The 17,472-nt window shown below is 43.5% G+C and carries 14 protein-coding genes; all 14 read left to right on the forward strand.

Translation table 11 applies throughout. The features are described 5' to 3' along the window. Positions 1-50: 50 nt before the first annotated feature. The 14 genes from PGU50_RS15245 to rlmH all read left to right on the forward strand — a co-directional run bounded on the left by PGU50_RS15245 (position 51) and on the right by rlmH (position 17,409). A complete protein-coding gene (locus tag PGU50_RS15245) occupies positions 51-398 on the forward strand; it encodes a type II toxin-antitoxin system PemK/MazF family toxin (RefSeq protein WP_022219890.1) in 348 nt (115 codons plus the stop codon). Between the two features lie 22 nt (positions 399-420). Then, the gene (locus PGU50_RS15250; RefSeq protein WP_022219891.1) at positions 421-1,263 is read left to right on the forward strand and encodes a hemolysin family protein; all 843 of its coding nucleotides are present in this window, start codon (positions 421-423) and stop codon (positions 1,261-1,263) included. 51 nt (positions 1,264-1,314) lie between these two features. Further along, positions 1,315-2,049, forward strand: coding sequence for a YebC/PmpR family DNA-binding transcriptional regulator (locus tag PGU50_RS15255; RefSeq protein WP_270247336.1), 735 nt, complete (start codon positions 1,315-1,317; stop codon positions 2,047-2,049). A 23-nt stretch (positions 2,050-2,072) separates the two neighbouring features. Then, positions 2,073-2,834: a CFI-box-CTERM domain-containing protein gene (locus tag PGU50_RS15260; protein ID WP_117556718.1), complete on the forward strand. Its 762-nt coding sequence runs from the start codon at positions 2,073-2,075 to the stop codon at positions 2,832-2,834. A gap of 248 nt (positions 2,835-3,082) precedes the next feature. Further along, a complete protein-coding gene (locus PGU50_RS15265) occupies positions 3,083-3,814 on the forward strand; it encodes a ClpP family protease (RefSeq protein WP_055156738.1) in 732 nt (243 codons plus the stop codon). Between the two features lie 143 nt (positions 3,815-3,957). Further along, the gene (locus PGU50_RS15270) at positions 3,958-6,612 is read left to right on the forward strand and encodes an FtsK/SpoIIIE family DNA translocase (RefSeq protein WP_270247337.1); all 2,655 of its coding nucleotides are present in this window, start codon (positions 3,958-3,960) and stop codon (positions 6,610-6,612) included. A gap of 32 nt (positions 6,613-6,644) precedes the next feature. Further along, on the forward strand, positions 6,645-8,312 hold the full coding sequence (locus tag PGU50_RS15275) for a formate--tetrahydrofolate ligase (RefSeq protein WP_270247338.1): 1,668 nt from the start codon (positions 6,645-6,647) through the stop codon (positions 8,310-8,312). Positions 8,313-8,345: 33 nt separating this feature from the next. Then, positions 8,346-9,719, forward strand: coding sequence for a chitobiase/beta-hexosaminidase C-terminal domain-containing protein (locus PGU50_RS15280; RefSeq protein WP_270247339.1), 1,374 nt, complete (start codon positions 8,346-8,348; stop codon positions 9,717-9,719). Positions 9,720-10,012: 293 nt separating this feature from the next. After that, entirely contained in the window at positions 10,013-11,194 is a 1,182-nt protein-coding gene (locus PGU50_RS15285) for an iron-containing alcohol dehydrogenase (RefSeq protein ID WP_022219898.1), read from the forward strand. A gap of 294 nt (positions 11,195-11,488) precedes the next feature. Further along, the gene (locus tag PGU50_RS15290; protein ID WP_055156711.1) at positions 11,489-12,376 is read left to right on the forward strand and encodes a sulfide/dihydroorotate dehydrogenase-like FAD/NAD-binding protein; all 888 of its coding nucleotides are present in this window, start codon (positions 11,489-11,491) and stop codon (positions 12,374-12,376) included. After that, positions 12,376-13,761 carry an NADPH-dependent glutamate synthase gene (gene gltA, locus PGU50_RS15295; protein ID WP_117556726.1) on the forward strand — a complete coding sequence of 462 codons (1,386 nt, stop codon included), beginning with the start codon at positions 12,376-12,378 and terminating at the stop codon, positions 13,759-13,761. Before PGU50_RS15290 ends, gltA begins: the two co-directional genes overlap by 1 nt. A gap of 409 nt (positions 13,762-14,170) precedes the next feature. Continuing rightward, complete coding sequence (locus PGU50_RS15300) at positions 14,171-14,845, forward strand: HAD family hydrolase (protein WP_117556730.1); 675 nt, start codon at positions 14,171-14,173, stop codon at positions 14,843-14,845. Between the two features lie 20 nt (positions 14,846-14,865). Beyond that, a complete protein-coding gene (locus PGU50_RS15305) occupies positions 14,866-16,890 on the forward strand; it encodes a HelD family protein (RefSeq protein WP_442872535.1) in 2,025 nt (674 codons plus the stop codon). A 39-nt stretch (positions 16,891-16,929) separates the two neighbouring features. Further along, positions 16,930-17,409, forward strand: coding sequence for a 23S rRNA (pseudouridine(1915)-N(3))-methyltransferase RlmH (gene rlmH / locus PGU50_RS15310; protein ID WP_117556734.1), 480 nt, complete (start codon positions 16,930-16,932; stop codon positions 17,407-17,409). The last annotated feature ends 63 nt before the right edge of the window (positions 17,410-17,472 follow it).

Genomic DNA, 17,472 nt, shown 5'->3' on the forward strand with positions numbered 1-17,472 from the left:
GAGAAAGCTGGCAATAATGAAAGTATCTTGATAAGCGGAGTGTGAAAGAAGTGCAGATCAGGCGTGGAGATATTTATTATGCGGATTTAAGTCCGGTAGTCGGTTCGGAGCAGGGCGGTGTGCGTCCGGTTCTTGTCATCCAGAATGATGTCGGGAACCGGCACAGTCCGACCGTTATCTGTGCCGCGATCACTTCAAGGATGAATAAAGCGAAGCTGCCGACACATGTGGAAATCGATGCAAAAAGGTACAGAATCGTCAAGGATTCTGTTGTCCTTCTGGAGCAGATTCGGACTATCGATAAACAGAGACTGAAGGATTACGTGTGCCGGGTAGACAAAGAGCTTATGAGAAAAGTCGATGAAGCGCTGTGCGTCAGCCTGATGCTTCATACATAAAAGAGGAGAAGTATGGAAAGCAATGGAAACGGAAGGTAATTTACTTCAGAAAATGAAAAATGTATTTTCTGACAATGAAGATAAAGAGAAAATTGCAGAAGAAATCATTGAAAAAGTACTGGAAGGCTATGAAAAAGGTGTTCTGACAAGACGTGAGATGAAGATGATCACCAACATTTTTGAATATATGGATTCGGATGCAAAAGATATCATGACGCACCGAAAAAATATCGTAGCACTGGATGGAGAGGAATCTCTGGAAAAGGCACTTACCTTTATGCTGGAGGAGAACAAATCCAGATTCCCGGTTTATGAAGAAGATATTGACAACATTGTGGGGATTCTTCATATCCGGGATGCGATGCAGAGCTATCTGGACGGTCCGGCAAGGAAAAAACCAGTGCATGATCTGAAGGATGCCATCCGTCCGGCAGGATTTATCCCGGAAACAAAGGCGATTGACAAACTGTTTCAACAGATGCAGCAGGACAAGAGCCATATGGTGATCGTGCTGGATGAGTATGGACAGACATCAGGGATCGTAACGATGGAAGATATTGTAGAAGAAATCGTTGGAAATATCCAGGATGAGTATGATGAGGAAGAAGAGCTGATCATCAAACAGGCAGATGGTACATATATCGTGGATGGTATGACACAGCTGGAGGATCTGGAAGAGCTTCTGGGAATCAGTTTCAACGAAGAAGATTATGATACGATCAATGGTTATCTGATCGACTGCCTGGACAGAATTCCTTCGGAAGATGAAGAATGTCAGGTGGAATTCGGAGGCTATCTGTTCCATGTATTGTCAGTTGATAATAATACAATACGCAAAGTCCTTGTCAGTAGGACAAAAAAGTGATAAAATAGTACAATTGAGAATAGTAAAAATACTGAAGAGAGGTAAAAAGTAATGTCAGGACATTCAAAATTTGCGAATATCAAGCATAAAAAAGAAAAAAACGACGCAGCAAAAGGAAAAGTATTCACGAAGATCGGTCGTGAAATCGCTGTAGCAGTCAAAGAAGGAGGCGGAGCTGATCCGGCTAACAACAGCAGACTCCGTGATGCGATTGCAAAGGCAAAAGCAAATAATATGCCAAATGACAATATTGACAGAAGTATCAAAAAAGCAGCCGGAGACGGAGATGCTAACAACTACGAACACATCGTATACGAAGGATACGGACCGAACGGAACTGCAATCATCGTTGATGCACTTACTGATAACCGTAACCGTACTGCTTCTAATGTAAGAAGCGCTTTCACAAAGGGAAAAGGAAATATCGGAACCAGTGGATGTGTTTCTTTCATGTTTGATCAGAAAGGACAGATCATTGTCGATAAAGAAGAATGTGAACTGGATGCAGATGATCTGATGATGCAGGCACTGGATGCAGGAGCAGAAGATTTTTCGGAAGAAGAGGACAGCTTTGAAATTCTTACAGATCCGAATGATTTCAGTGAGGTTCGTCTTGCTCTGGAAGAAGTGGGTATTCCGATGGCAAGCGCAGAAGTTACAATGATTCCACAGACATGGGTAACTTTGGACAACGAAGAAGATATCAAGAACATTCAGAAGACGCTTGATCTTCTTGAAGATGATGATGATGTACAGGAAGTATATCATAACTGGGAAGAAGCATAGGATCGATTCCGGGAGGAACCTGAATGAATCAGAGTATACAGAATGGACTGAATGACCTGTTTGACCAGATTATTCCGATTTCCAGAGATTTCAATAAAAAGACTTATGCGGATTCGTTTAAAAATGCATACGAGAAGTATAAGCCGCTTTTTGCTGAGATTGCACAGGAATGCGAGAATTCGGAAGACAGACAGGAAGAGATTGAAGAGATTGCTGCTGTTCTGCCGGATAGAATGCGGGAAGTACTGGATCAGGAAAGTTCAAAAAGAAAAAAAGAAAATGTACTTATGAAATATAATCTGGGCATGGTTACGTATGTGATCCCGATGTTCCGTTATGGCAGAATGGATGCTTGTGAAGAGATTGTAGACTGCATGATCGAACGCTGGAATGATCATGATCTGGAACTAAAGATCAGTAAATCGGAATTCGAGCAGATCCAGGGAGGCTTCAAATCACGTCTCTGCTATATTACTACAGCCGTATGTGCAAGCCTTGGCAAACCGGATGACTGTTACGAACTGAATCTGATGAGAAGATACAGAGATGAATATCTGGTGAATCAGAAAGGCGGCGAAGAAATTGTTGCCGAGTATTACGATATTGCTCCGACAATCGTAAACCGGATCAACCGGATGGAAAATTCAGAAGATGTATATGCAGATATCTGGAGTCGTTATCTTCACCCATGTGTTTCCATGATCGAATCCGATAATCTGGAGGCATGCCGCAAGATTTATACGGATATGGTATATAGCCTGCGCAGGAAATATTTATTTTCATAATGTTTAAATCAAAGAGAATGTGCCGAGTCGCATTCTCTTTTGCATATACAGTGAATCAGGTACAGATTTGTGTCGCTACAAGAATCTGCGATTCATTTCTGTGGCGAAAATCCTGCATATTTTCATAAGCATTGTCCATACTAAGCTAAAAAGAACGGAGGAATGCGGCAATGAAAATACAGGAAGAAACGGATGTAAAAGAATACCAGATACGCAAGAAAAAGAGCAGGGAACAGACTGTAGAAAATATGGAAAATAAAGAAAAGGAAGTCAGAGAGACGGAGCCGGAAACCACAAAGGAAGAAGATGAACATGTTAAAGAAATGGGAATGCTTTCGCTTGACCGACGTCGGAATCATCAGATCGAGCTACTCACGATCATCGGCGAAGTAGAAGGGCATGAGACGGTTTCCGGCAGTACAAAGGCAACCAAGTATGAGCACCTGCTTCCAAAGCTGGCACAGATTGAGAACAGTGTTCAGACTGATGGTGTGCTGATTCTCTTAAATACACTGGGCGGAGATGTGGAGGCGGGACTTGCGATTGCGGAAATGATCGCGTCTTTAAGCAAACCGACAGTATCTCTGGTACTTGGAGGGTGTCATTCTATCGGTGGCCCTCTTGCTGTGTCGGCAGATTATTCTTTTATTGTTCCAAGTGGGACGATGATCATTCACCCGGTGCGGACAAGCGGAATGTTCATCGGTGTGGCACAAAGCCTGCGGAATATTGAAAAGACGCAAGACCGGATCACCGGATTCCTTGCAGAGCATTCCGGAATGTCACAGGAGCGGATTGAAGAACTGATGCTGGATTCCACACAGCTTGTCAAAGATGTGGGGACAATGCTGGAAGGAAAACGTGCAGTGGAGGAAGGACTCATTGATGAAGTTGGCGGAATAAGAGATGCATTAAATAAATTGCATGAAATGATTGATGAAAAAATGGAAAATACTGATAAAAATTATGAGATGACATAAGGCGAAGAGGATGCTATAATAAAATAGTATGTACAAGTATACACTTTTGATGACTGATTCCGGATACTATATCTGGGGAGAGAGGAGAAGGAATCGGTCATTTGATTACAAGATAAAGAGTATAAATACAAGGGGGAAGTTTGATGGCTTCAAAGACAACCGGAACAAAGAAAAATGCAAAGCAGAGCACGGCGAAAAAGCGGCAGCCTACGAAGAAGACAAGTGCAAAGTCTGCAAAATCTGCGAAGACAACCAGAAAGAATACCACATCAAAAGCTGTGCCGCAGGAAGAATCATTTCTTGCAACGGAGATTCTGATCTGGGTGACACTTGCGGTAGGGATTCTGCTCACAATCAGCAATTTCGGGCTTGCAGGTGCATTTGGAAGAAAGATTGCAGCACTGCAGCAGGGAATGATGGGTTGGATGGCGTATGTATTTCCACTGCTTTTATTTTGTGGAGTCGCGTTTGTGGTTTCCAATAAAGGAAACAGGATCGCATATATTAAGACTGTTGCAGGCGTTGTATTACTGGTTCAGTGCTGTGTGCTCTTTGAACTGATCGATGAAAAAGGCGGATCTGTTGGAAAGGCAATTGCGGTCAGACTGGTGCCGGCAATCGGTAAAGTTGGTACATATGTTGTCGTGATCATTTTAATGGTGATCTGTGTAGTCCTTATCACAGAAAAGTCTATTTTAAAAGGAATGAAGATCGGCGGGGAAAAAGCGTATGACCGTGCCAGAGAGGACATGCAGAAGCGTAAAGAAGAGGCTGAGGAACGCAGGGCAAGACGGGAAGCTATGCGTGTTGATTATCAGGTAAGCGGCGTTTCCTTTAATTCGACAGTTGGAGGAAAAGAGAACGAGGCAGAAAAAGCAGAAGAAAAAGCCGGAAAAGAAGCAAAGGAAAGCACAGAAAAGAAAGCTACCAGACGCAGCCGGAAGGATATGAGCAGCGTGCTTGCCGGTGCAGAAGAAGCGGCTGCAAAGCACATTATGGAACAGACTGGGAAAATTGCACTGGATGATGTAGTGATCAATCGTGCGATGCCCCTTTCCGCTACAGAGCTGATCCCGGATCCGGAACCGGTTCCCCTTGAGCCGGTGAAAGAAAAACTCCCGAAGTTCTTAAAAGGAGCGATGCAGGAAGCAGAAAAAAAGACGGAGTCCGGTAAAGATATACAGACAGATGTGGCTGAAGAAAATTTATCAGCGGGGAAGACAGAAGACGGAATAAAAAGACAGGTCTCCGGAAATTCAAAAGTTAAGGCAGATATCCCAAAAGAGGTGGCTGCTGTTGCAGATACGATTGCAAAAAGTGAGAAACCGGTCAGGGAATACCGCTTTCCACCTCTTAGTCTGTTGAAGCATGGAAGTAAAAACTCCGGAGATTCGGATGCGCATCTGCGGGAGACAGCAGCAAAGCTCCAGAAGACACTTCAAACCTTCGGTGTGAATGTTACAATCACTAATATCAGCTGCGGACCTTCTGTCACACGCTATGAGTTACAGCCTGAGATGGGGGTGAAAGTCAGCAAGATCGTAGGACTTGCGGATGACATCAAGCTGAACTTGGCGGCGGCTGATATCCGTATTGAGGCACCGATCCCGGGAAAAGCAGCGGTCGGCATTGAAGTTCCGAATAAGGAAAATACTGCAGTTATGCTGCGTGATCTTCTGGAATCAGATGAATTTAAGAAAAGTAGATCACGGATCGCATTTGCGACAGGTCGTGACATTTCAGGTAAAGTGGTGGTATCAGATATCGCAAAGATGCCGCATCTGCTTGTCGCAGGAGCTACCGGATCCGGTAAATCTGTCTGTATCAATACGATCATTATGAGTATTATCTACAAAGCAAAACCGGAGGATGTGAAGCTGATCATGGTAGATCCAAAGGTGGTGGAATTAAGTGTATATAATGGAATTCCACATCTGATGATCCCGGTTGTAACGGATCCGAAGAAGGCAGCAGGAGCTTTGAACTGGGCGGTTGCGGAAATGAACAGACGTTATCAGCTTTTTGCCGAGTATAATGTCCGTGATCTGAAAGGTTACAATGATAAAGTCGAGAACATTAAAGATATTGATGATCCGAATAAAGCACAGAAACTTCCACAGATTGTAATCATCGTAGACGAACTTGCAGACCTGATGATGGTTGCACCTGGAGAAGTGGAAGAGGCGATCTGCCGTCTGGCACAGCTTGCGCGTGCGGCAGGACTTCATCTGGTTCTTGCAACGCAGAGACCATCGGTTAATGTCATTACCGGTCTGATTAAGGCGAATATGCCATCAAGAATAGCATTTTCTGTATCATCCGGTGTGGATTCCCGTACCATCATTGATATGAATGGCGCGGAGAAGCTGCTGGGAAAAGGCGATATGTTGTTCTATCCGGCTGGCTATCAGAAGCCGGTACGTGTTCAGGGGGCTTTTGTTTCTGATAAAGAAGTCCAGGCAGTGGTTGATTTCCTGAAAGAGAACAGCGGAGGCGCAGCCTACAGTGAAGAAATCCAGAAGCAGGTGAATAGTAATCAGAATGTATCTGCGGGAGGAGCAACTTCCGAGGACGACAAAGATGTCTACTTTGTAGATGCAGGAAAGTTTATCATTGAAAAAGACAAAGCATCGATCGGAATGCTCCAACGGGTGTTTAAGATCGGGTTTAACCGTGCGGCGCGGATTATGGATCAGCTTGCCGAGGCGGGAGTCGTAGGAGAAGAAGAAGGTACCAAACCAAGAAAAGTACTGATGTCTATGGAACAGTTTGAGCAATACATAGAAGAATCAGTTTAAGAAACGCAGAAGAAAAAAGGGAGGATATAATTATGAAAACAGACATTCAGATCGCACAGGAGGCAGAGATGCTCCATATTCGCGAGGTTGCAGCAAAGGTTGGAATTGAAGAGGAAGACCTTGAGTTTTACGGCAAGTATAAGGCAAAATTATCGGATGAACTGATGGAAAGAGTAAAAGACAGACCAGATGGAAAGCTGGTACTTGTTACTGCAATCAATCCGACTCCGGCGGGAGAGGGGAAGACGACGATTACCGTTGGACTTGGAGAGGCAATGGCAAAGCTAGGTAAAAAAGCTCTGATCGCTCTGCGCGAGCCATCGCTCGGACCTTGCTTTGGAATTAAAGGCGGTGCTGCCGGTGGCGGTTATGCACAGGTTGTACCGATGGAAGATCTGAATCTTCATTTTACCGGAGATTTTCATGCGATCACATCGGCAAATAACCTACTTGCAGCTCTTCTTGACAACCATATCCAGCAAGGAAATGCTCTTGGAATCGATCCGAGACAGGTTGTGTGGAAACGGTGTGTAGATATGAATGACCGTGTACTGCGTAATGTAGTAGTTGGTCTTGGAAATAAAATGGACGGAATGGTAAGAGAGGATCATTTTGTGATCACGGTTGCGTCCGAAATTATGGCAATTTTATGTTTGGCAGACGATCTGGAAGATCTGAAAAAACGTCTTGGCAGAATCATTGTTGCCTATACATTTTCCGGAGAACCGGTTACAGCTGACCAGCTTCATGCAACCGGTGCAATGACAGCACTGTTAAAGGATGCGATCAAGCCGAATATTATTCAGACTCTGGAACATACACCGGCACTGGTACACGGTGGCCCGTTCGCAAATATTGCACATGGCTGCAACAGTGTACGTGCAACCAAGATGGCACTTAAGCTGAGTGATATCACGATCACAGAAGCGGGATTCGGTGCGGATCTGGGTGCAGAGAAGTTTATGGATATCAAGTGCCGTATGGCGGGACTGAAACCGGACGCTGTAGTTCTGGTTGCAACGGTACGTGCATTAAAATACAATGGTGGCGTGCCAAAAGACGAACTGAACGAAGAAAATCTGGATGCTCTTGCAAAAGGAATTGTAAATCTTGAAAAGCATATTGAGAACCTGCAGAAATTCGGCGTTCCGGTTGTGGTTACCTTGAATTCATTTGTCAGTGATACTGAAGCAGAATACGAATTTATCCGTAAGTTCTGCGAAGACAGAGGCTGCGAATTTGCTCTTGCAGAAGTATGGGGTAAAGGCGGAGACGGCGGAAAAGAGCTGGCAGAGAAAGTATTACAGACTCTGGAGAAAAAAGAAAGCCATTATCATCCGATTTACAGTGATGAGTTATCAATTGCAGAGAAGATCGAGACAATCTGCAAAGAGATTTACGGAGCAAAGAGTGTTGTATATGAACCTGCTGCAAAGAAACAGCTTGCACGAATTGAATCAATGGGCTTTGGCAAGTTCCCGGTATGTATGGCAAAGAACCAGTATTCTCTGTCCGATGATGCGAAGCTTCTTGGACGTCCGGAGAACTTTGATATCCATATCCGTGAAGTCTATGTAAATGCAGGAGCAGGATTTGTTGTTGCTCTTACCGGAGCAATCATGACCATGCCGGGTCTTCCGAAAGTACCTGCAGCAAATGGAATTGATGTAGAAGACGGTAAAATTACCGGATTGTTCTAAAAGAAGTATGATACCAGAAGGAGACGAAAGACAATGAAATGTATGCACTGTGGAGCAGATTTGCCTGAAGATCAGTTGATCTGTCCTAGATGCGGCAGGGAAATACAGATCGTGCCTGATTATAACCCACTTGATGATATGCTGACTGCTCAGTTAAAAGGAGGCATTACACAGACAATGTCGCTTCATCTGGGTGAGCAGGAAAAGCAAGATGTCAGCTATTCTGGTTCGGCAAATCCGGTATATGAAAGACGGGAAATTGTTGGAGGAGAGACCAGGTGTGTGGAAAATTCAGGAAGTGTTGGTCGTCGCCAGCAGGGAACTGTGACCAGGCGTGGAAGAGATGCAGTGGTCAGACGCAGTGATGTCAGACCGGCTACCGGACGTGTGGGTCAAAGAGAAGATGCGCGGGAACAGACGAGAAGAGCGTATGAAGAAGAACGCAGATTGCGGCGTATGCGGGCAGAAAAGAGAAAAGAGCGCGCCAGAAAAAAACGCCGGAAAATGCTGCTTATGCTATTGGCGGGGTGTATTGTTCTGGCAGGACTTATTTTCTTGTTTTATCAAAATTCATATACCGGAAAAGTAAAGAAAGGATACCGGCTTCTGGCAGCTTCCGAATATGAGAACGCACTCACTGTATTTGAAAAAGCAGCTTCTGGAAGTCCGAAGAAAGCAGAAGCTTATACAGGGATTTCAAAGGTTTATATTGCCAAGGATGATCTGGATCAGGCAGAAGAAGTTTTTACAGACGAGATTGCAAAGCAGTCCGGAAATGCAGAAATTTATCGTGCAGCGGTAGAATTTTATATTGATACCAAACAGGAAGAAAAGGTATCACCGCTTCTGAATGCATGTACCAGTGATACGGTTCTTGAAGCACTGAAGGATTATGTGTCAGGTGAACCGGAGTTTAGTCTGGATGAGACAGAGACATATGATGAAGTGCAGGCACTGGAACTGACCGGAAAAGGAAAAGCGATCTACTATACGACAGACGGTTCAGAGCCGACAATTTCAAGTACGAAATATACGGAACCGATCAAGATCGGTGAAGGTGAGACAACGGTGAAAGCAATTTCTGTTAATAAGAAAGGAATTCCAAGCCTGACAGAAAGTAAAACTTATAAAGTTGAGTTCCCGATTGCAGATGCGCCGGCGGTGACTCCATCGACCGGGCAGTATAACCATGTCCAATCAATCAGTGTAGTTGTACCGGATAAGTATACGGCATATTACACGACGGATGGATCAGATCCGGATCCGGAGAATAATTCTGCGACGCAGGAGTATACCGGGCCGATCGTAATGCCGGCGGGAAGTACGATTTTCAGCTTTGTTCTGCAGGATCAAAAAGGCAGATTAAGTGATGTCACAAGAAGAAATTATGAACTGAATATAGAGTAAAACCCGATTTTAAGAAGAGAGTATGCCGAGTCGTCTGCTTGTCAGAGCAGACTGGTAAAGCGTACTCTTTTTCGATTACTTTCATTTGTGGATAACTTGCGTAAATATGTGAAATATATCACAAATCAAATATTTTATGAATAGAGTGGGGTTAATATGGCTTATTAAAAATGTATAATTGTATGGAAACAAATACAATTTATTTGTGGTAAAATATTGCAAAAAGGATAGAATTGAGATACAATGTGATTGTCAAAAAGATAACATACTTTAAGGGCGAAGGAGTGTTTGAAATGAGCAGATTTACATTACCAAGAGATATTTACCATGGAAAAGGATGTCTTGAAGAACTGAAGAACCTGAAAGGAAAAAAAGCAATCCTGGTTGTCGGAGGAGGTTCCATGAAGCGTCAGGGATTCCTCGACAGAGCTGAGAACTATCTGAAAGAAGCAGGAATGGAAGTAAAGCTTTTTGAAGGTGTTGAGCCAGATCCATCTGTTGAGACCGTTATGAAAGGTGCAGCAGTTATGCAGGAGTTCCAGCCGGACTGGATCGTAGCTATGGGTGGCGGATCACCGATTGATGCTGCAAAAGCAATGTGGGCATTCTATGAATATCCGGATGTTACATTTGAAGATCTCTGTATTCCGTTCAACTTCCCGGAATTAAGAACAAAAGCAAAATTTGCTGCAATTCCGTCAACATCAGGAACAGCAACAGAAGTAACAGCATTCTCCGTTATTACCAACTATCAGACCGGAGTAAAATACCCACTTGCCGATTTTAATATTACACCGGACGTTGCAATTGTAGACCCGGATCTTGTCATGGGTCTCCCGGTAAAGCAGGTTGCTTACACAGGTATGGATGCACTGACACATGCGATCGAAGCTTATGTATCTACCTTGAACTGTCCATTTACAGATCCGCTTGCACTGCAGGCAATCGAGATGGTTCTGGATTACCTTCCGGCATCTTACAAATGTGATATGGTAGCAAGAGAGCAGATGCATTATGCACAGTGTCTTGCAGGAATGGCATTCTCCAATGCACTTCTTGGAATCGTACATTCTATGGCACATAAGACAGGTGCGGCATTTTCAACCGGACACATTCCGCACGGATGCGCAAATGCAATTTATCTTCCATATGTAATTAAGTATAATGCAAAAGATCCGGTCGCTGCAAAACGTTATGCAGAAATCGCACGCAGAATGGGACTTCCGGGTACATCTGAGAAAGCGCTGATCAACAGCCTGTGTGCAAAGATCGATGCATTTAATGTAGAACTGAATATTCCGAAGACACTGAAAGATTTCGGTATTGACGAAGCAGAATTCAAAGAAAAAATTGCAAAGATTTCAGAACTTGCAGTTGGTGATGCATGTACAGGATCCAACCCACGTCCGATCGATCCGGCAGCTATGGAAAAACTTTTCAACTGTACATATTATGGAACAGAAGTAGATTTTTAAAAAAGAGAATACAGTTCTTACAGAGACAGACGGACTTAATATTGACCGTCTGTCTCATTTTTATATCCGGTCAGCAGGTAAAAATTCGTGTCGGCACAAGATTTTATGTAGTTGAAAATTTTGATAACCGGAAGAATTTTGGCAGATTTATAGAAGAAATATTGGTACTTATAGATAAAAAAGATAGTTATATTTATGACATAAATAATTTTTTAACAAATTAAAAAGAAATACTTGCTATTTACTTTGCAATAATTTATCATAAAGAGAGTAAATATTTTAGGAGGCAATGCAATGTACAAGATAAGAAAAGCTGAAAAACTGGCTGATAAGATTTATCTTATGGATGTAGAAGCACCACGTGTGGCAAAGCACTGTGAGCCAGGACAGTTCGTAATTGTCAAGATGGATGACAAGGGGGAAAGAATTCCGCTGACAATCTGCGATTATGACAGAGAAGAAGGAACAATTACCATCGTATTCCAGACAGTAGGAGCATCTACTGAGAAGATGGCACAATTAAAAGCAGGAGACTCTTTCAGAGATTTCACAGGACCGCTCGGATGCCCATCTGAATTGATTTCAGAGGATATTGAGAGTCTGAAGAATAAAAAGATCTTATTTGTAGCCGGTGGTGTTGGTGCAGCCCCTGTATACCCGCAGGTTAAATGGATGCACGCACATGGGATCGATGTAGATGTTATCGTTGGTTCTAAGACAAAAGATATGCTGATTCTCGAAAAAGAGATGGAAGCAGTTGCAGGAAATTATTACCCATGTACAGATGACGGTACATACGGACATGCAGGTATGGTAACAACAAAGATCGAAGCACTTGTTGCAGAAGGTAACAAGTATGATGTCTGTGTTGCAATCGGTCCGATGATCATGATGAAATTCGTATGTCTGCTCACAAAGAAACTCGAAATCCCGACTATCGTCAGCATGAACCCGATCATGGTAGACGGAACAGGTATGTGTGGTGCATGCCGTCTCCACGTAGGCGATGAAATCAAATTTGCATGTGTAGACGGACCGGAATTTGACGGACATCTCGTTAACTTTGATGAAGCAATGAAGAGACAGCAGATGTATAAGACTCAGGAAGGCAGAGCTATGCTGAAATTACAGGAAGGTGACACACATCACGGTGGATGCGGTCATTGCGGAGGTGACGAATAATGGCAGACGTATTAAAGAAAGTACCTGTAAGAGAACAGGATCCGAAGGTACGTGCAACAAATTTTGAAGAAGTATGTTACGGATATAATCAGGAAGAAGCAATGGAAGAAGCAAGCCGTTGTATCAACTGTAAGAATGCTAAATGTATTCAGGGATGTCCTGTAGGAATCAATATTCCTGCATTCGTTCATGAAGTAAAAGAAGGCAATATCGAAGAAGCATATAAGATTATCGGACAGTCTTCTGCACTTCCTGCTGTTTGTGGACGTGTATGTCCGCAGGAATCACAGTGCGAAGGAAAATGTATCCGTGGTATCAAAGGAGAATCTATTTCTATCGGTAAGCTGGAAAGATTCGTTGCTGATTACGCTCTGGAGCATGACATCAAACCGGTTGGAGCTGACAAGAAGAACGGACACAAAGTTGCCGTTATCGGTTCTGGTCCGGCAGGACTTACCTGTGCAGGCGACCTTGCAAAGCTTGGCTATGATGTAACTGTATTTGAAGCACTTCATGAACTCGGTGGAGTACTTGTATATGGTATTCCGGAATTCCGTCTTCCAAAACAGAAAGTCGTTGCAAAAGAGATCGCAAAAGTAAAAGAGCTTGGTGTTCACTTTGAGACAAACGTTGTAATCGGTAAATCTACTACAATCGATATGCTGATTGAAGACGAAGGATTTGAAGCAGTATTTATCGGATCAGGAGCAGGACTTCCAAAATTCATGGGAATCCCGGGGGAAAATGCCAACGGTGTATTTTCTGCAAATGAATACCTGACAAGAAGTAACCTTATGAAAGCATTTGATGATTCTTATGATACACCGATCGCAGCTGGTAAGAAAGTTGCAGTTGTTGGTGGTGGTAACGTAGCAATGGATGCTGCAAGAACAGCACTTCGTCTTGGAGCAGAAGTTCATATCGTATATCGTCGTAGCGAAGAAGAGCTTCCGGCCCGTGTAGAAGAAGTTCATCACGCAAAAGAAGAAGGTGTACAGTTCGACCTACTGACAAACCCGGTAGAAATCCTCGAAGAAGATGGATGGGTAAAAGGAATCAAATGTGTTCGTATGGAACTTGGTGAACCGGACGCATCAGGAAGAAGACGTCCTGTACCGGTTGAAGGTTCTGAATTCGTGATCGATGTTGATACAGTTATCATGTCACTCGGAACATCGCCGAACCCGCTGATTTCTTCTACAACAGAAGGACTGGAAGTTAACAAGTGGAAATGTATCGTTGCAGACGAAGAACACGGAAAGACTTCTAAAGAAGGCGTATACGCAGGTGGAGATGCCGTAACAGGTGCAGCTACAGTAATCCTTGCTATGGGAGCCGGAAAAGCTGGTGCAAGAGGTATCGACGAGTATCTTTCAAATAAATAAGGGTTATGACCGCAGTTTCCTTTGATGGGACTGCGGTTTTTTATAGGGGTTGTGTAGACCACCTGGGGAAAAATAATTGCTCCAATTCAAGTTGTGCAAACCATTCCGATGAACCTCTTAGGGCGAAAATTATGTCAGCAGAGGCTTCCATAATTTTTGAGTTTCATCTCCATTGCACAAAATAGAATTGGAGCAATTATTTTTCCCCAGGTGGTCGTTCTACGGTATTGGTAAAAAATGCAAAGAAGTTATACAAAGGGGAGAAAACTGGCGGTTATAGAGGGAAAATCGGACGCTGGTTTGTATGTTGTGGTTGATTTTAAAAGAGTTCTGTAGATTTACATTTCTGGACAGGACTGGTCAAAAATGGTACAATAAAAAAAGTATTATTTTGTGAAAGAGGGGTATTATGAAGTATAAATATATCTTATTTGATTTGGATGGGACGATTACGGAATCGGGACCAGGGATTATGAATTCGGTGGAGTATGCACTGAATAAAATGAACCGGGAAGTTGGTGATCGGGATACTTTAAAGAAATTTATCGGACCGCCGTTGACGGAATCAATGGAGAAATATTATGGGATGTCTGAGGAAGAGGCGCTGCTTGGAGTAAAGTATTACCGGGAATATTATGCGGTGAAAGGCATTTTTGAGAATTCGGTGTATGAAGGGCTTGCGGAGACGCTGGAATCTTTGAAAAATGAAGGATATATACTTGCAGTGGCGACTTCAAAACCGGAAGAGTATGCAAAAAGGATTGCGGACAAATTTGACTTTGCAAAATATTTTGCAGGGATTTACGGGGCTACGATGGATGGCTCTCTGATCCGGAAGGCGGATGTGATCCGGTATGCGTTGGATAACCTGGGCGTGGAAAGGGAGAATTACGATCAGGTCGTTATGGTCGGTGACAGAAATAATGATATCTACGGTGCAAAGGAGAATGGGATCCAGGTGATCGGTGTCCTGTATGGATACGGAGATCTTGCGGAGCTTCAAAGTGCCGGTGCAGATTACATTGCAAAGATGCCGGAAGAGATTGCACAAATCATCGGAAGATGTAATCATGAGAGGGTTTGAATATGAGTAATAACGACGCAATGAACAGTGAGATTCGGTTTCTGGAAGAGGTTGAAGAGAAACTGAAGACACGCATTACCGAGATCAACGCATTGTTTCTTGAAGGAGAAAAACAGATTGAGAGCATGCATGATTATTATTGGGAAAACTATACGGAGATGGATGAGTATGGTTATGAAAATTATGATAATCAGCAGGCACTTCTCGGAGAAGTTAATGCGAACAATGAACGTCTGATGAAAAAACAGCGCCTTAAGAAAATGATCGACTCCCCATATTTCGGAAGAGTGGATTTTCTCTTTGAGGGGGAAGAAGAAAGCGAAAGTTTTTACATCGGAATCGGCAATTTTGCGCCTAAGGCAGGAATGACGCCACTGATCTACGACTGGAGGGCGCCAGTGAGCGGTCTTTTTTATGATTATGACAGAGGACAGGCTTCTTATGAAGCACCGGGAGGAACCATTGAAGGGGAGATTACTTCCAAATGGCAGTATAAGATCAAGAAAGGGAAGATGGTTTATGCATTTGAAAGTGACACCAAGATTGATGATGAGATCCTGAAACAGGAGCTTGGAAGTAACGGGGATGTACAACTGAAGAATATTGTCCGTACTATCCAGAAAGAACAGAATGAGATCATTCGGAATGTAAAGGACAAAGTTCTGGTTATTCAGGGAGCCGCAGGAAGTGGGAAAACCTCCGTTGCACTGCACCGGATTGCATATCTTTTGTATCACGACAGGAAAAATTTAAAAGCATCGGATATCCTGATCCTTTCACCGAACAGCGTATTTGCGGATTATATTTCCCACATTCTGCCAGAGCTTGGAGAAGAAAATATCCAGGAAATGAGTTTTGATCTGTTTGCGTACAGAGAATTGAAAGGAATCGTATCGGACTGTGAGGACCGTTATGATTATCTGGAGAAGCTGATCCATTTTCCGGAGATGGGAATCCGGGAGAGCTATCTGAAGAAGCAGTCTGCCGGATTTGTCGGAGAGATGGAAGGCTTTCTGGCAGTTCTGGAAGATCAGCTGATGGATTTTAAGCCGGTTAAGATCCGTACTCTGGAAAAAACCGAAGAGGAGCTGATCCATCTGTTCTATTTCAAATTTCAGGATATTCCGATCCTTGCAAGGATGGATGCGGTGATGGAATATCTGGTGGATGAATACGAGACATTGTATAACCGGAATCTTCCGGAAGATGAGATAGAAGAGATCCGGGAGAAATTCAACCGGATGTATGTTACCCGTGATATTTACAAAATATATAACTGGTTTTTGGAGGACAGTGGGTATGAGACACTGGCAAAAATTCCGTATGAGAACAGAAAACTCCAGTATGAAGACGTATTTCCGGTACTTTATCTCAAATACCGGATGCTTGGAGGAACCAGACATAAGCATATCAAGCATCTGGTGATCGACGAGATGCAGGATTATTCATATTTGCAGTACGTGGTACTGTCCCGTCTGTTTTCCTGCCGGATGACGATCCTTGGCGACCGGGCGCAGACACTGGACAGTCAGATGCAGGATGTACTGACATTCCTGCCGAAGATTTTCGGACGTACGATCCGCAAGATCATCATGAATAAAAGTTACCGGAATACCATTGAAATCGCAGAGTATGCAGCGAAATTTACCGGGGAAAAGGATCTGGAATATCTGGAGCGTCATGGCAAACCAGTGATCGAAAAGACATTTGATTCGGATGAGGAACTGTTAAATGAACTTATCCGGGAGGCAGATGCCGGAATGGATAAATATGAGACCGCCGCAGTTCTGACGGAGACGATGGACGAGGCGTATACAATGACCAGGATGCTTTCAAACCGTGGACTTCCGGTAAACTGTATTGACCGGGACAGCAGTACCTTTGAAAAAGGCGTGACAGTAACGACTTTCTATATGGCAAAGGGACTGGAATTTGATCAGGTATTCGGCGTGTTCCCGAAGAAAGAAAATCCGATGACCGGGCAGGCAAAATACATCTGTGCAACAAGAGCACTGCATGAGCTTTATATGTATGAAAGGGCATAACTATACAGACTGATACAGCGAAAGAGAGGAAAGAATAGAATGAAGATAACCGTACTGACGGTTGGAAAAATAAAAGAAAAGTATCTGCGGGATGCGATCGCGGAATATACGAAGAGACTGAGCCGCTACTGCAAGCTGGAGATCATTGAGGTGGCGGATGAAAAGACACCGGACAATGCCAGCGAAAATGCAGAGGAAATGATCCGGCAAAAAGAGGCCGAACGTCTTTTGAAATATATCCGTGAGGATGCATATCTTATTACACTGGAGATAGGCGGAAAGCAGCTGACCTCCGAAGAATTTTCAGAGAAAATTGAAAAACTTGGCATTCAGGGAACCAGTCACATTATTTTTGTGATTGGCGGATCCATAGGGATCGGGAAGGCAATTCTGGAAAAATCGGATTATGCACTTAGTTTTTCAAAAATGACATTTCCGCACCAGCTGATGCGTGTAATCCTGCTAGAGCAAATTTACCGTGGATACCGGATCATGTCGGGAGAACCCTATCACAAATAGAAAAGAGGTCATTAACAGTTAAAGATAAATTATAAAATCATATAAGTAGATATTGAGTTTTAT

The organism is Coprococcus sp. AM11-30B, assembly GCF_027674365.1.
Taxonomy (GTDB): Bacteria; Bacillota; Clostridia; order Lachnospirales; family Lachnospiraceae; genus Allocoprococcus; species Allocoprococcus comes.

Coding starts and splice junctions, on each gene's coding strand:
- PGU50_RS15250 (WP_022219891.1), top strand. CDS start 421: ATGGAAACGGAAGGTAATTTACTTCAGAAAATGAAAAATGTATTTTCT.
- PGU50_RS15255 (WP_270247336.1), top strand. CDS start 1,315: ATGTCAGGACATTCAAAATTTGCGAATATCAAGCATAAAAAAGAAAAA.
- PGU50_RS15260 (WP_117556718.1), top strand. CDS start 2,073: ATGAATCAGAGTATACAGAATGGACTGAATGACCTGTTTGACCAGATT.
- PGU50_RS15265 (WP_055156738.1), top strand. CDS start 3,083: ATGGAAAATAAAGAAAAGGAAGTCAGAGAGACGGAGCCGGAAACCACA.
- PGU50_RS15270 (WP_270247337.1), top strand. CDS start 3,958: ATGGCTTCAAAGACAACCGGAACAAAGAAAAATGCAAAGCAGAGCACG.
- PGU50_RS15275 (WP_270247338.1), top strand. CDS start 6,645: ATGAAAACAGACATTCAGATCGCACAGGAGGCAGAGATGCTCCATATT.
- PGU50_RS15280 (WP_270247339.1), top strand. CDS start 8,346: ATGAAATGTATGCACTGTGGAGCAGATTTGCCTGAAGATCAGTTGATC.
- PGU50_RS15285 (WP_022219898.1), top strand. CDS start 10,013: ATGAGCAGATTTACATTACCAAGAGATATTTACCATGGAAAAGGATGT.
- PGU50_RS15290 (WP_055156711.1), top strand. CDS start 11,489: ATGTACAAGATAAGAAAAGCTGAAAAACTGGCTGATAAGATTTATCTT.
- gltA (WP_117556726.1), top strand. CDS start 12,376: ATGGCAGACGTATTAAAGAAAGTACCTGTAAGAGAACAGGATCCGAAG.
- PGU50_RS15300 (WP_117556730.1), top strand. CDS start 14,171: ATGAAGTATAAATATATCTTATTTGATTTGGATGGGACGATTACGGAA.
- PGU50_RS15305 (WP_442872535.1), top strand. CDS start 14,866: ATGAACAGTGAGATTCGGTTTCTGGAAGAGGTTGAAGAGAAACTGAAG.
- rlmH (WP_117556734.1), top strand. CDS start 16,930: ATGAAGATAACCGTACTGACGGTTGGAAAAATAAAAGAAAAGTATCTG.